This window comes from Mesorhizobium sp. B2-8-3 (genome assembly GCF_006440815.1).
Lineage (GTDB): Bacteria > Pseudomonadota > Alphaproteobacteria > Rhizobiales > Rhizobiaceae > Mesorhizobium.
In genome coordinates this window covers 322,679-334,931 of sequence record NZ_VFTW01000001.1, presented here as the reverse complement: position 1 = coordinate 334,931, position 12,253 = coordinate 322,679, and the positions used below count along the sequence as shown (strand labels likewise).

At 61.6% G+C, this 12,253-nt stretch carries 16 protein-coding genes; 8 read left to right on the top strand and 8 right to left on the bottom strand.

The window, feature by feature from the left end:
- Positions 1 to 110: 110 nt before the first annotated feature.
- Positions 111 to 317 carry a hypothetical protein gene (locus tag FJ418_RS01805; RefSeq protein WP_140646352.1) on the top strand — a complete coding sequence of 69 codons (207 nt, stop codon included), beginning with the start codon at positions 111 to 113 and terminating at the stop codon, positions 315 to 317.
- 210 nt (positions 318 to 527) lie between these two features.
- Here FJ418_RS01805 and FJ418_RS01800 read toward each other — a convergent pair whose 3' ends face one another.
- Positions 528 to 851 (bottom strand): hypothetical protein, encoded by a 324-nt coding sequence (locus FJ418_RS01800; protein WP_140654202.1) that lies wholly within the window; start codon positions 849 to 851, stop codon positions 528 to 530.
- 210 nt (positions 852 to 1,061) lie between these two features.
- Between FJ418_RS01800 and FJ418_RS31785 the strand changes: the two genes are divergently transcribed.
- Both FJ418_RS31785 and FJ418_RS01790 read left to right on the top strand, forming a co-directional pair.
- Complete coding sequence (locus FJ418_RS31785; protein ID WP_181166809.1) at positions 1,062 to 1,553, top strand: hypothetical protein; 492 nt, start codon at positions 1,062 to 1,064, stop codon at positions 1,551 to 1,553.
- Between the two features lie 284 nt (positions 1,554 to 1,837).
- On the top strand, positions 1,838 to 2,218 hold the full coding sequence (locus FJ418_RS01790; protein ID WP_140784794.1) for a response regulator: 381 nt from the start codon (positions 1,838 to 1,840) through the stop codon (positions 2,216 to 2,218).
- An 11-nt stretch (positions 2,219 to 2,229) separates the two neighbouring features.
- On the opposite strand, the gene FJ418_RS01785 is transcribed toward FJ418_RS01790, so the two are convergent.
- The 3 genes from FJ418_RS01785 to FJ418_RS01775 are packed head-to-tail and all read right to left on the bottom strand — an operon-like array spanning position 2,230 to position 7,220.
- Positions 2,230 to 2,604: a response regulator gene (locus FJ418_RS01785; RefSeq protein WP_140646346.1), complete on the bottom strand. Its 375-nt coding sequence runs from the start codon at positions 2,602 to 2,604 to the stop codon at positions 2,230 to 2,232.
- A gap of 34 nt (positions 2,605 to 2,638) precedes the next feature.
- Entirely contained in the window at positions 2,639 to 6,211 is a 3,573-nt protein-coding gene (locus FJ418_RS01780) for a CheR family methyltransferase (RefSeq protein ID WP_140863283.1), read from the bottom strand.
- Positions 6,165 to 7,220, bottom strand: a complete 1,056-nt coding sequence (locus FJ418_RS01775; RefSeq protein ID WP_140646343.1) for a chemotaxis protein CheB — start codon at positions 7,218 to 7,220, stop codon at positions 6,165 to 6,167. Before FJ418_RS01775 ends, FJ418_RS01780 begins: the two co-directional genes overlap by 47 nt.
- Before the next feature lie 334 nt (positions 7,221 to 7,554).
- On the opposite strand from FJ418_RS01775, the gene FJ418_RS01770 reads away from it, so the two are divergent.
- Positions 7,555 to 7,986 carry a hypothetical protein gene (locus FJ418_RS01770; RefSeq protein WP_140784796.1) on the top strand — a complete coding sequence of 144 codons (432 nt, stop codon included), beginning with the start codon at positions 7,555 to 7,557 and terminating at the stop codon, positions 7,984 to 7,986.
- Positions 7,987 to 8,038: 52 nt separating this feature from the next.
- Here the strand turns inward: FJ418_RS01770 and FJ418_RS01765 are convergent, their stop codons facing one another.
- Positions 8,039 to 8,614, bottom strand: a complete 576-nt coding sequence (locus FJ418_RS01765) for a response regulator (protein WP_226892159.1) — start codon at positions 8,612 to 8,614, stop codon at positions 8,039 to 8,041.
- A gap of 453 nt (positions 8,615 to 9,067) precedes the next feature.
- On the opposite strand from FJ418_RS01765, the gene FJ418_RS01760 reads away from it, so the two are divergent.
- Positions 9,068 to 9,670 carry a diguanylate cyclase gene (locus FJ418_RS01760; RefSeq protein ID WP_140646340.1) on the top strand — a complete coding sequence of 201 codons (603 nt, stop codon included), beginning with the start codon at positions 9,068 to 9,070 and terminating at the stop codon, positions 9,668 to 9,670.
- 84 nt (positions 9,671 to 9,754) lie between these two features.
- Here FJ418_RS01760 and FJ418_RS01755 read toward each other — a convergent pair whose 3' ends face one another.
- Positions 9,755 to 10,042 (bottom strand): DUF2934 domain-containing protein, encoded by a 288-nt coding sequence (locus tag FJ418_RS01755; protein WP_246682875.1) that lies wholly within the window; start codon positions 10,040 to 10,042, stop codon positions 9,755 to 9,757.
- A gap of 160 nt (positions 10,043 to 10,202) precedes the next feature.
- Here FJ418_RS01755 and FJ418_RS01750 point away from each other — a divergent pair, with 160 nt between their 5' ends.
- The 3 genes from FJ418_RS01750 (at position 10,203) to FJ418_RS01740 (ending at position 11,643) form a co-directional block, all read left to right on the top strand.
- On the top strand, positions 10,203 to 10,514 hold the full coding sequence (locus tag FJ418_RS01750) for a hypothetical protein (RefSeq protein WP_140654189.1): 312 nt from the start codon (positions 10,203 to 10,205) through the stop codon (positions 10,512 to 10,514).
- A 172-nt stretch (positions 10,515 to 10,686) separates the two neighbouring features.
- Positions 10,687 to 11,229, top strand: a complete 543-nt coding sequence (locus FJ418_RS01745; RefSeq protein WP_246682874.1) for a gamma-glutamylcyclotransferase family protein — start codon at positions 10,687 to 10,689, stop codon at positions 11,227 to 11,229.
- A 90-nt stretch (positions 11,230 to 11,319) separates the two neighbouring features.
- Complete coding sequence (locus FJ418_RS01740) at positions 11,320 to 11,643, top strand: DUF982 domain-containing protein (protein ID WP_246682873.1); 324 nt, start codon at positions 11,320 to 11,322, stop codon at positions 11,641 to 11,643.
- Between the two features lie 9 nt (positions 11,644 to 11,652).
- Here the strand turns inward: FJ418_RS01740 and FJ418_RS01735 are convergent, their stop codons facing one another.
- Both FJ418_RS01735 and FJ418_RS01730 read right to left on the bottom strand, forming a co-directional pair.
- Positions 11,653 to 11,907 (bottom strand): hypothetical protein, encoded by a 255-nt coding sequence (locus FJ418_RS01735; RefSeq protein ID WP_140654187.1) that lies wholly within the window; start codon positions 11,905 to 11,907, stop codon positions 11,653 to 11,655.
- Positions 11,908 to 11,914: 7 nt separating this feature from the next.
- Positions 11,915 to 12,094, bottom strand: coding sequence for a hypothetical protein (locus FJ418_RS01730; protein WP_140784797.1), 180 nt, complete (start codon positions 12,092 to 12,094; stop codon positions 11,915 to 11,917).
- Positions 12,095 to 12,253 lie beyond the last annotated feature (159 nt).

Genomic DNA, 12,253 nt, shown 5'->3' with positions numbered 1-12,253 from the left:
GGGCGGGTAGGATTTCGGGCAAGGAGGATTTGCGCGCGGCCGATTGCTATGCGGTCGGCCGAGGGAACCGCGTGGGCGCTCAGGCTGTTGGATCAGCAAGGAGCAATGGCATGGGACTCTTTTCCGACCTGAGCAAAAAGCTGACCGAGAACCTATATGCTCATGGAAGCTATCTGAGCGATCCGAGCGCCGACCTGCCGCGGCGGGTGGAGGAAACGGTCGATCTGCTGATGCCCTTCGTGAAGCCCGAAGCGCGGGAAACGGTCAAGCTGCAGATCCTCGGCATCATCCACGAGCATATCTTTGACGAGAAGTGACTCCGGCTCGATCCCGGAGACACTAGCCGGCGGGGGCTCTGTCACCCCGAACGTCGCTTCGCGCAGCACCCGCACAATGGCGTCGGCTGGAGAGGGGTGTGTTGTTGGCTGTGCTTTCCAGCGCCACAGATGACGAAACAAACGTCTCAAGCGCGGCATCGCAATTACCTCCTTGCGCCATCCAACCTGGGACGGGGAATGATGTTCCTTTCATACCTGGCGGAAGACCGCGGCGAGCAGAAACACAACCGCGGCCAGTACAACCAGCGCCACGATCACCAGCACCGGGCCATTCCTGCGCGGTTGCAGGCCGGGCGCGTTCTCTGGCGGCCGCATCGCGTTGGCAAAGCTTGTCTGGTTGGTGAAGCTCGGTTTGCGCGGCCCGGCCGGCTTGGCGGAAGTCGGGACATCGCCGGCCTCGGCATCCGTCTCCTGCGGCGCCGCCGCAGGGTCGAACCCGGGGGTCTTGTCCTGCGTCCTGCCGGCCTGGATTTCGCCGCGGGCCTCGGCGGGTGTGCGTTGGTTAGGTGACATTCGGCGCCTCCTTTGTTTCCAAACCTGCTTCCGGCCCCGCTGTTCCAACCGGGCCTTTAGGATGGATATCGATCAGGGAGCCGCCTTCGAGTTCATCGCGAGCGCTTTGGAGATGTCAGGCGCGGCTATCTAAGTCGATTCTTGAACTGGGGCGGAACTTTCGGGAGCAGGGGAGCTTTGTATCCCCGACGCGGAGACGAAGAGGCAGGAATGCAAGTTCTCGACACAGCGATACATGCCGGTACTGGACACGTGACGGTCGAATTTCTCGGCGAGGACGGGGAAAACATCGCTGTCACCATGGTTGTCTCCGACCGCTTGCCTGGCGATGCCGCGCTTGTCGATCGCGCCAAAGAGTTGATGGTTCAGTGCGCGGCATTCGGCGGCCGATCTGCGCAAGGCAGCCAGGACGGCACCGTGGATGCCGTCCGGCCCGCCGACGAGAGGCCAATCGACGTGGGCCAGGATCTCTATACATTCGAATATCGCCAGGGTGGCAGTTTGAGGCGGCTTGATGGGGTGGAATTGCCCAACGTCGAAGCTGTACATGATGAAGCGCTGCGCTCGGCGATCGATCTGCTCGACGATCCGGCTGCCGAACCTCGGCGGGAGGGCTGGGCGGTTCGGGGCGGCGACGGCGATGTAATCTTGTCCATCGCTATCGATGAGGCAAAGCGGGAAAAGGCGGCCGCGGCGTTGTGATGGAGGCAAGTCTGTGAAGGATCGGACTATAAATCTCTTTATGCCCTTGCACGCGATTGCCGCCGCAAGGGGCGATGGGCTGAGGTCGCAATTCCTTCGACTGTTCGAGGCCCGCGCGGCCTTGTCAGACCTCGACGTGATCCAACTTAGCCGGGGCGAGGACGCAGGCTTGGACCAAGCCGGCCCGAATCCTATCGGCAGCCGCGCAGCCGTTTGCGGGCGAAACATTGTGCGCTTCCCTGGCCGGCGGAGTACATCAAGCCGTGTGCCAGGAGGAGGTAAGCGTGTCTGAGGAGATCGTTATGCAAGCGCCCTTGGCACTGATCATTGAAGACGAATATTTGATCGCTTGCGACGTGGCGGATGGCTTAAGGGCGCTCGGCTTCGAGGTGGCGTGCGTGGCCTCGGAACGGGCAGCCGCGACATGGCTGGACGACAACCGCCCCGATCTGGCCATCATCGACATCCAATTGCTCGACGGCCAACGGGGTACCGCCGCCGCTCGCCTCAAGGAAGCGGGTGTGCCTTTCGTCGTCCATTCGGGCTACGATCCGGCGTTCCAGTCCGCTGTCTTCCATGGCGCGCCTTTTCTGCCGAAGCCTGCGCCGATCCGGCATCTGGTCGAACTTGCGAGCCGGTTGATAGGCGATCGCACCACGTCGTAGGCCAGGCTTTCTCAGTCCGGCGCATCGCTCTTGCGGAACCGCGACACCGCTTCAATCAACAGGTTGTAATCGACCGGCTTCGACAGCTTGGGCTTGTCGCGAAACTGGTCGGGAAAGACGGTGACGCTGTCATAGCCGGTAAGGAAAATGAAAGGGACACGGCCGAGCGTGAGATGCTCGGCCAGCGGAAAGCTTTGCTCCCCCCGAAGGTTCACATCCAGCACGGCTCCGTCCAGGGCAACACCATCGATTTGTGCAAGCGCCTGTCTGACCGTAGGTGCCGGGCCGATCACTGTGCATCCTGCTTGCGTCAACCGGTCGGTGAGATCCTCCGCAAGCATAAATACGTCCTCGACCACGAGGACATTCAGGCCGGACAGGAGCATGTTGTGTCCACTCCTCATCGCTCAGCGGCAAATGTCAGCGACCTTTGCCTGACGCCAGTGGAATTTCTATGTCGCATTCAAGTCCGGAGCGTTCGAACCTTAGATCGACCTTCCCTCCCAGCTCGTACTCCAAACTCTGCTGGATGAAGCTCGTTCCGAAATTCCGCCTTGGCGGCTCTTCGACGACAGGTCCGTCGATTTCCCTCCAGCGGATCGACAGAATGCCCGGTTTGTCGGTGTTCCAGGCTACTTCGACGCGACCGTCCTCTGTCGATAGGGCCCCGTATTTCGCGGCATTGCTGGCAAGCTCGAAGAACACCATGCCGAGTGTCGCGGCCGCGCTCGCGCCAAGCTGCAAAGGGCTTCCCAGGATGATGATATTCTGGCGCAGCTTGCTGCTGTAAGGCGACAGCACTGCCCGCAGCAACTGCTCGAGATCGGCATCTGTCCAGTTGTAGGAAGACAGCACGTCGTGCGTTCGACCCATTGCCTGCAGCCGCTGCTGGAAGGACGTGGAAAAATCGCCCATCGAACTGGATGTGCGAACCATGCGAGATGTCAGCGCGGTGATCGTGGCCAGGATATTCTTCACGCGGTGCTGCAATTCGTGCAGCAGCCTTTCCTGGCTGCGCTCGGCCTCCTTGTGGCTGGATATGTCGACCAGCGCCGCGATGGCGCCGCGGACCTTGCCCTTTTCGTCGAACAGCGGGTTGGCCGACATCATGACGTCGATTGCGGTGCCGTCTTCATGCTGGACCCTCGCTTCATAGCCGGGAATTGCCCTGCCGGTGCGCATTGTCTTGAGCAGTGGCTGGTCGTCGGTGCCTACCTTGGTTCCATTGAGCGTCAGCGGCAGGATTGCGGGCACGGATATCAGCTTGGTGCCGGCAGCGGGCCGACCCAACAGCTCCGCCGCGCGCCGGTTGGCGCGGATCTGCACGCCAGCGTCATCCTCGGCGATGAAGATGCCGATCGGCACGAGGTCGAGCAGGGTTCCGAGGCTTTCGACGCGGTTGCGCAGGTCGTGCGAGAGTGCGCCGATCGTTTTCTCGGCCTGCGTGATCTGGGTAATGTCGACGAAGGTGACGACGACGCCCGCTATGATGTTGTCGACTGTCCGGTAGGGCAGCACCCTCATGATATAGCTCTTGCCGTTGTCTATGCCCTCGATCTGCCGCTCGATCGTGCCAAGCCTTTGCAGCACCTGTTCCATGTCGGCCTGCAGGCCGTCGGCCGGGAAGCGTGGACGGACATGCGCCAGCGGCCGTCCGACATCGCTTTCCACCAGCCGGAACAGGTCGCGCGCGGTCGGTGTGAAGTTCTTGATGCAGAGGTCGCGGTCGAGGAAGACGGTGGCGATCTGCGTGCTTTCGAGCAGGTTCGCCACATCGTTGTTGGCGCGGGTGAGCTCGTCGACGCGCAGACTGAGCTCGGCATTGACGGTGTGCAACTCCTCGTTGATCGACTGGAGCTCCTCTTTCGAGGTCTCCAGTTCCTCGTTGGACGACTGCAACTCCTCGTTGATCGAGGAAAGCTCCTCGTTCGAGGATTTCAGCTCCTCGTTGGAGGATTCGAGTTCCTCCGTCGTGATCTGCAGACGCTCCTTGGTTTCCCTCAGCTCCCTTTCGAGCTGGCTGACATTGGCGCTTTCAACATCGTCGGTTATGTGGATGGCGTCGTCCTCGGCTTCAGGCTTGATCCCGCCGACATCCCGGAAGACCAGCATATAGAGGGGGTCGGAAGAACCATCGCCCGGCAGCGGCTGTACAGCCAGGCTGATCGTCTGACGCCCGCCATTGGTGCCGATGCTGATCTTATTCTGGACTGCCACCTGTCCGGTGCTTACGGCCTTGTGGAGCGCGGCCCTCAGATCCATGCGCAACCCGCGACGCGCCATGGAAAAGACGCTGTGGCTGGGGGCGCCGGAAGCGAGCTCCAGATATTTGCCCGTGCCGCCTGAGCTGTGCATCATTTCGCCGGCAGCATTCACGATCACATATGCCGGCGAATAGCGCTCGACGAGCAAACGCTCCGCGATTTCCTGCAGGGTTTCGGTCGTTGCCCGCCGGCGCGCACTTGGATCCGTCGATCTCGCCGCGGCAGCGAGCGGGAATTCCGGCAACCGATGTGTGGTGGCCCCGTTGCGCCTCTGGAAGATGCGGTTTGTCTTATCTACCGTCGAGAACAGCTGTGGATGGCGCGTGACGTTCTCCGAGGAACCGAGAAGGAGATAGCCGTTGTTGCGCAATGCGTAGTGAAAGATCGGGACGATCTTTTCCTGCAGTTCCGGGCCCATATAGATCAAAAGGTTGCGGCACGCGATCAGGTCGAGCTTGGAAAAGGGCGGATCTCGCAAGAGATTGTGCGCCGAAAAAAGGCAGATCTCCCGCAAGTCGGCGGAAATGCGGTACGTACCGTCCTCGCGCGAGAAGAACTCCTTCAGCCGCTTCGGCGCAACGTCCGGCGCGATCGTCGCCGAGTAGCGACCGGCGCGCGCCACTTCCAGCGCGCGCTCGTCGATGTCGGTGGCGAAGATCTGTAAGTTGGGCGAGGCGGCGCCGCGCGGCGCGTTTTCCTTCAAGAGCATGGCGATCGAATAGGCTTCCTCGCCGGTGGCGCAGCCCGGCACCCATACCCTGATCGTCTCGCCAGGCTTGCGGCTCTCGAGCAGCCGGGGAATGACCACACGTTCGAGAGCTTCGAAAGCCTGCGGGTCCCGGAAGAAGCTGGTGACGCCGATCAACAGGTCCTGGAACAAAAGATCGACCTGCTGCGGGTCCTCGCGTAGCCGCTCATAGAAGACGGTAGGATCGTCGATCTGCAGCACCTGCATGCGGCGCTGGATGCGCCGCAAAATGGTGTTGTCCTTATAGCCGCTGAAATCATGGCCTGTGCGCGAGCGAAGCAGGGCGACGATGCGCGAAAGCTGTTCGGTCACTTCGCGCTTGCGTCGATCCCGCTCGGTTTCGGTGCGGCTCGCGTGAGTGAAATAGCTGACCAGCTTGCCGGCCATCTCCTCCGCGGGAAGCACCATGTCGACCAGGCCGCTCTGGACGGCGCTGCGCATCATCCCGTCATATTCGGCGCTCTCCTGCGCAAGGGTCAGTCCGCCGCGCTCCTTGATAGCCCTCAGGCCGACGGTGCCGTCGCTGCCGGTTCCGGAAAGAATGATTCCGGCGGCGTTCTCGGCCTGCTCCTGCGCAAGCGAGGTGAAGAAATCATCGATCGGCGCCCGTTTGTCGCGCTCGGCCGCGATCTTGACCAAGTGAAAGCGCCGCTCTTCAATCCTCACCGAAACACCTGGCGGGATCACATAGATGTTATCGGCTTTGATCTCTACGCTTTCGGCAACTGTTTGCGTTGCGATCGCGGTTGAGCGCTGGAGGATGCTGGCAAGTGCACTTTCATGCTCGGCGTCGAGATGCTGGATGACCACGTAGGCGAAGCCGCTGTCGGCGGGCACCTCGGGAAAAAAGCTCCGCAATGCCGCGATCCCACCCGCCGATGCGCCGATGCCGACAATGGGGAAGGACGCCGGCTGTTTTTCATCGTCGCGCGAACTAACCCTTGCCTTGTGAGTACTTGCCTTCCGCGCTGACTTCGCCATTGCCCCTTACCTGAACCCGCCTGCTTTCGAGGATGCGTTCGATCACAGCGGCATCCGCCTCATATTCCTTCGCCCGCCTGCCCATTTCGGCGGCGAGTTCGGAGCGGAGCTTCGCCCGCTCCCGCTCTGCCATTCGCTTGGCAAACGCCGCCCGCTGCTGATGCGAGCGGAGCAGGCTCCACAGGATATCGTCGGCCTCCACCGCCTGCACCTCCATCACCGCGTCGGTGGTGAAGGCATGCCCGGTATGACACCGATAGCGCAGCATGTCACCGTCTTCGATCTCCCACAACGGCCCGTGACATTCCGGGCATGTAAACACTGACAATTCGCCAAGTCGATCCGCTTCTTGCATCGTCGAATGCTCCTGCGCGGCAATGGCCGCTTCCAATCTAACCACAGGCGGGGGAGGAAAGGATTCTCCGGGCGGCTCGACCGCAAGCTTTGCCAGCAAAGGGCCGAGCTCGGCAGCGGGCAGGCAGTGGTCGACGTCGACATAGCGCAGCGCGCTTTCAATCATCCCCGGCACCAGCGTGTCCTTGGGGTGCTGGACGACAGCCAGCCCGCCGACGGACTTGATGGCCCTTAACCCGGCGGTGCCGTCGGAAAGCGAACCCGAAAGCAGAACCCCGATGACACTCGCACCGTAGCTCAGCGCCGCCGAGCGGAACAAGGGGTCGATGGCCGGCCGGGCAAGGTTCTCGCGCGGGCCGCGCCGCAGCATCATATGGCCATCGTGAAGGAGAAGGTGGAAGCCGGGTGGCGCCACATAGATGCAGCCAGTCCTGAACTCTTCACCGTTCCTGGCCGGCTGCGTTTCGAGCGTGCCCGCGCGGTCTAGGATCTCCGGCAGGTAGCTGACCTGGCCGATATGCACCACGACGAACGTGGCGGCCGGCAGATCGGCGGGCAGGTCGTTGACAATCCGCTTCAGCGGCTCGATCCCGCCGGCCGACGCCCCGATGACGATGATATTGTGGTTGTTCGATGGGCCTTTGGAACGGGCCATTCGCCAACAAGCCTCCAAGCTTGGCTGAGAACCGCTTCGATGCAGTGATGGCGCCACCGCGGTTCAGCGGTTCAAACGACTGGTCAGATGTTCAACCATGCAATCTGCACGAAGTTCCATTCGCTGCCGGCCCAGGCTCATCATCGCGAGGATGGCTGGAACATAGCGGAGGACTGGCAGTTCGGGTTCGCTTCAGACGCCACGCCAGGCGTTTGTCGAAGATCGGTGGGCAACACCCTGATCGGCCCGCGCCTGTCCCTCGCAGGCGCGGGCTTCCGGCCCGGCAGGTCTGCCGCGCAGTGCAGATATCGGCCTCAAACCACAGGAGACAGCAATGAAGCATCAGACCTCATATGAACTTCAATCGGTGGCAGTCGTCGACCGGCTTGGATTGATTCCGCTTGCAACGAGAACGCAGCGGATCGAGCGGTGGGCGGAACTGCTGGACCGCAATCCCCTTCGGTGCCTGTCCGCGCTAACGGGCACCGAATATGTCGATCCCGAGGTTCGCGAACGCGTGCGCGCGGACGGATCGCCGCTCGCGGTTGCGTTCGATGATCCGTTGCTGCGCGCGGCCGGCTTGCAGTCCGACACCTACGGCGAGGCGAAGCGCTTTTTCGAATTGTCCGATTGGCAATTGCATGACGTCGTGTGCAGCTGCCATGCCGGCGCGACGATGCAAGCCAGCTGGGCTGCCGCGCGGGTCCGCCGGATCATACAAGGCAACCGGATTCTCGGCTGGCTCAGAAGCCGCCTGACGCATTGAGAATGCTGGTCGCCCGGCGAACGCAGGTCGCCGGCGGCTCGGCTGTCTGAGATCAGTGCAGCAGACAAGCTCCGCGCAGCCGCGCCATCCTGCGCATGATGGTGTTCAGCCAGTCGGCGATCGACGACCCTTCGGGCCTTTTGTCGATATCTTCAAGCGCCTGTTCCAAAGTGTGCTCGACAAGGCGGTCGGAAGCGCCGGCATCGTCCAGCAGCAGACGCGCGGTGAGCCGGAGTTTGGGGAGCAGCGCTACGACGTCCTCCGCCGCGGTCGCCGGCTGCGCGAAGGTCAATGGCTCTGCAGAGGGCTCCGGCTGGAACAGCGCATCGACCACGACAGCACGGTTTGACGACTTGCTCAGGCTGCTCGCGAAACGCAAACGCTCGGGGATGGCGATCTCGTCATACCCGCTGAAGAAGACGAAAGGCACGTTGCGCCGCATCAATTCATCCGCTACCGGGAAAACGTGGCGGCCATGCAGATTGATATCCAGAATCGCTGCGTCCGCCGCCTTTGCATGTCGCCCGGCCTGCTCCACTGTCGCTGCCGGTCCGAGGATGATAGCGCCCATGTCAGCGAAGAAAGTCGCCAGATCGCTGGCCACCAGCCACTCGTCTTCCGCGATCAAGAGGTGAAGTCCCCTGAGGTTTCGCACACGAAGCTCCTTAGTTCATATTCTCATTGTGGTGAGACCTCAGTCGCGGGGCATGCCGGGTCGATACCCGGCGCGTATATCCACGAGATCGCAGGGAACCCAATTGGTAGAACGCGGCGACGTGTGAACCGTTCCAGCCGTTCACTGCGCGCACTTCGATCGGGATCCGACAGGCATGGAACCATTCCGCCGGCCTGCGGTTCGGCGTGAGGTCGGCCGGGAACCATGACTATGACGTCGCACGGCGAAGCTCCCAGGGACGACAACGGGGTCGAAATGCCGAATGCGTCCGCGACCTTCCGGAAAGAGCGAGAATTCCAAGCGGGGTGGTGTTGGCGCTGATGCTGAAATACGGCAACGAGCCGAACGTGCTCGATCGCGAGGCTGCAAAGCTCGAGCGCGACGCGGAGAATAGGGAGACACGCGGTGCTAGCTGATCCGATGGTGCTCATCCTAATGTATTTCGTCTTGCCGGTCTGGCTGATTGCGGGCTTTGCCGACTGGCTCTGCCATCGCGCCACCCACATCGAATCGACGACCGGTGCGAAGGAATCGCTCATTCATTTGCTGATGTTCGCCGAGGTCGGAATCCCGCTGCTTGCGGCAATGTTCCTGGAGGTGAATGCCTTGGTGATCGCCGTGATGATCGTCACCTTCTTCGTCCACGAAGCGACGGCGCTGTGGGACGTTCGCTATGCGACCACCGCGCGCACGGTGAGCCCGATCGAGCAGCATGTGCACAGCTTCCTGGAAATGATCCCGCTGATGGGTCTGGTCATCGTGGTGGCGCTGCATTGGGACCAATTCCTGGCTCTGTTCGGCGCCGGAACGGAAAAGGCTCGCCTCGATCTAACCTGGAAAGAACAGCAACTGCCGGTGACATATATTGCCGCCGTGATGATCGTCATCGTGCTGTTCGAACTGCTGCCCTATGTGGAGGAGTTCTTCAGAGGTTTGCGCGCCAACTCAGGCCGGCTGGTGCCTGCCAAGGCCAGACGGCATGAGCCCGGCGACACCGCGACGCGGTGAGGTTAGCTATCCTCTCAGCCATTCTGGTCGATAGCGTGCGGCGATGGCTGCTGGGCGCCACCGCGCGGGCGTCCGCCGTTTTGGTCAAACCAGACCCATAGCGCGACCAGAACGATCACCAGAATGCCAAGTGCATTTAGGATACGACGCATCCGCAGGCCGAGGTGCTTCAGCCGCCCGGCCCGTTGGCGGCAGGGTCGGAGCCGACGCCAACTGCGGGATCGGGCGCCACCGGGCCGCGCTCGACTTCCGAACCTTCCGGCTCGTCTCCTGGCCGGCTTGATCCCAGTGTTCCTGCTGGCGGCCCTCGGGGCGGCCTTCACGCTCCCCGATTTCATGGGCGCGTTGCCTAATGCGTTCTTCCCCGTCCATGACGAGCCTCCTTTCGCTCCTCCGGTGGCGCTGCCCGCGTCTAATTGATTGCCTGGACGTTTGTTCCGTCCGGTCAAAACTTGGGTGCCATGTATCGTGCTGGATCGGGAACGTCGCCTTCGCGCCATTGTTACTTCTCCATGAGAAATGGAGATCAGCCATGAACAATCAGAACCGCCGCGAGACGGGCGCCACAAAATATCCCGCTAATAGCGATCCGGATCCTGCCGACCAATTTTCGCAGGAAGCTGCCGAGAATGAAAAGCCTCGCGAAGGCATGGGTCTCACCAGACGACAGGGCGAGGTCGAGGACAGGACCCATCAGTCGGAGGGCCGCAATCCGCCGCGCCAGACCACGCCCAGCCCGGCCACGCAAAAGAGTTCAGGGGCCGGTCCCTCTGTCGCGGAGCATTCCAAGGACGCCAAGGCGCCGAGGAGTGGTCGTCAGTCCGGCGCCTACGTGAAGGAATGAACTGCGCCGCGGTCGTCGCGGAACATAGCCATGACTTCTAAGTTCAGGGACTGCCGCCGCCGACGATCCGGCGGCGGATTGTGAGGCTCTGGAACCGTCCGGAGCCGCCCGCGAATCGATACTATGAACAAAGCAGCGTCACGCGAGTACCTGCGAGAACGGGCGGCGGCCGTTGGGCCGCCTTCGCTACTTGCTGGAGACAACCAACGGGTGCATCTCGACCAACGCGACAGGCTTCGCCGCCAGTCAAAGCCCGTCGATTGAGATGTCCAGCCGACCATTGGCCGAGAACGTGTTCGTGTTCGGCACTTTGAAAAGAGGCTTTCCGCTCCACGATGAAGGCCTGTCGGGCGCGCGATTTATCGGCCCGTGCCGTACCAAACAGCGATATCCGATGCTGATCGCAGGGCCACGCTTCGCCCCGATGATGTTCAATGAGCCCGGGAGCGGCCTTCATGTCAGCGGCGAGCTTTATATCGTCGATGAATGCGTTCTGGCGAAGCTCGATAGCATTGAGTCAATCGGCAAACCGGGGAACTTTCGCATTCTGATCGAGATCGATCCTGTCGCGGACGGGTCAAGCACGCTGGCACATGTCTACATGAAGTCTCGCAGCCTTGCCGATCCGATCCAATCCGGATTGCTCGACCGCTACGAGGATCGGCGTTTCATCCGGGAGGACCCGGCAAAGCCCGGCCCGCGATGTTGTCCGTGACACATGCGGGGCCGGGCCCAGCCTAGGTGAGGGCACAAAGGCCAAATCAACATTGCCCCATGAATGACGGCACTGCGTTAACATAGGTTGTTGATTGCGGCGGCAATTACGCGCTTCTTTTTGTGCGAAATCGTCAGCGGCAAAACGATCATGCGCACAGAACGCATCAAACGTTTTCGCAAACCGGTTATCGTGCAGCCCGGCAGGGTCGATCGTGATCGGGTGGTGGTCACTGTGCTGGATGCTGCCGACATCCTTCTGCATACTTGGCCGCAACCGGACTCCAGCGCGCGACATCATGCAATCAGGGCATGTTTGTCGGTGTTGCGGGACGGAAAGCCTCCACGCGTGGCACGCCAGGCCTTCGTCGCCGCCGCAAAAGACGCAAGGATTTTCCTTGGCGACCAGACTTAAGGTCGGCCGCTATTTTCGCCTGCGAGCCCCTCTCCCGGCGCCTTGAGCATTTCGCCAGAGCGGATAAAGGCTTCTGTCTCTCTCGATCCTGTCCAGCAGCACGCGGGATTGCTGCAGCAGAATTTGGGCCTGGGCAATGGCCGAGCCGGTTTCATCCATCAGACGCTCCGCGCGCATGCGTGTCCGGAGAAGGTCTTCCAGGTACAATTGAATGCTATGCGAGCGAAATTCATCCATAGCGCCGAACAGCGAAGCAAGCCGCATGTTCCACTCAGTCGATAAGCCCGTAGTCATCAGGCAGACAGGCGATCACGGCGAACGGTGGTGCCCCGGCTGTCAGTACCCCGTTTCGCATGTGGCGCATGTACTGGCTTGCTCTCAGCCAGATAGCCAACAGCACCAGGACGCCTGTCGACAAAAATTCGCTCTGCCAGGCGATCATCAGCTCCAACGCACCATCCAGGCATGGTTGCGATGCAGGCGCCGCTGCATTCGTCAGAGCTCTGGCGATGAGAGTGGCAGACACCCCGCGTTGCCGCTCACGAACCCGCTTTGTAAATCCCGCATGGTAGCGCTAGGCGCGCACCCGTCGCCGTCCCTCCAAAGCCGC

Bases quoted from the DNA above. Each gene is read 5' to 3' on its own strand.
- FJ418_RS01775 (WP_140646343.1), bottom strand. From the start codon at position 7,220: ATGGCCCGTTCCAAAGGCCCATCGAACAACCACAATATCATCGTCATC.
- FJ418_RS01735 (WP_140654187.1), bottom strand. From the start codon at position 11,907: ATGCGGCTTGCTTCGCTGTTCGGCGCTATGGATGAATTTCGCTCGCAT.
- FJ418_RS01755 (WP_246682875.1), bottom strand. From the start codon at position 10,042: ATGGACGGGGAAGAACGCATTAGGCAACGCGCCCATGAAATCGGGGAG.
- FJ418_RS01770 (WP_140784796.1), top strand. From the start codon at position 7,555: ATGAAGCATCAGACCTCATATGAACTTCAATCGGTGGCAGTCGTCGAC.
- FJ418_RS01800 (WP_140654202.1), bottom strand. From the start codon at position 851: ATGTCACCTAACCAACGCACACCCGCCGAGGCCCGCGGCGAAATCCAG.
- FJ418_RS01805 (WP_140646352.1), top strand. From the start codon at position 111: ATGGGACTCTTTTCCGACCTGAGCAAAAAGCTGACCGAGAACCTATAT.
- FJ418_RS01780 (WP_140863283.1), bottom strand. From the start codon at position 6,211: ATGGCGAAGTCAGCGCGGAAGGCAAGTACTCACAAGGCAAGGGTTAGT.
- FJ418_RS31785 (WP_181166809.1), top strand. From the start codon at position 1,062: ATGCAAGTTCTCGACACAGCGATACATGCCGGTACTGGACACGTGACG.
- FJ418_RS01785 (WP_140646346.1), bottom strand. From the start codon at position 2,604: ATGCTCCTGTCCGGCCTGAATGTCCTCGTGGTCGAGGACGTATTTATG.
- FJ418_RS01750 (WP_140654189.1), top strand. From the start codon at position 10,203: ATGAACAATCAGAACCGCCGCGAGACGGGCGCCACAAAATATCCCGCT.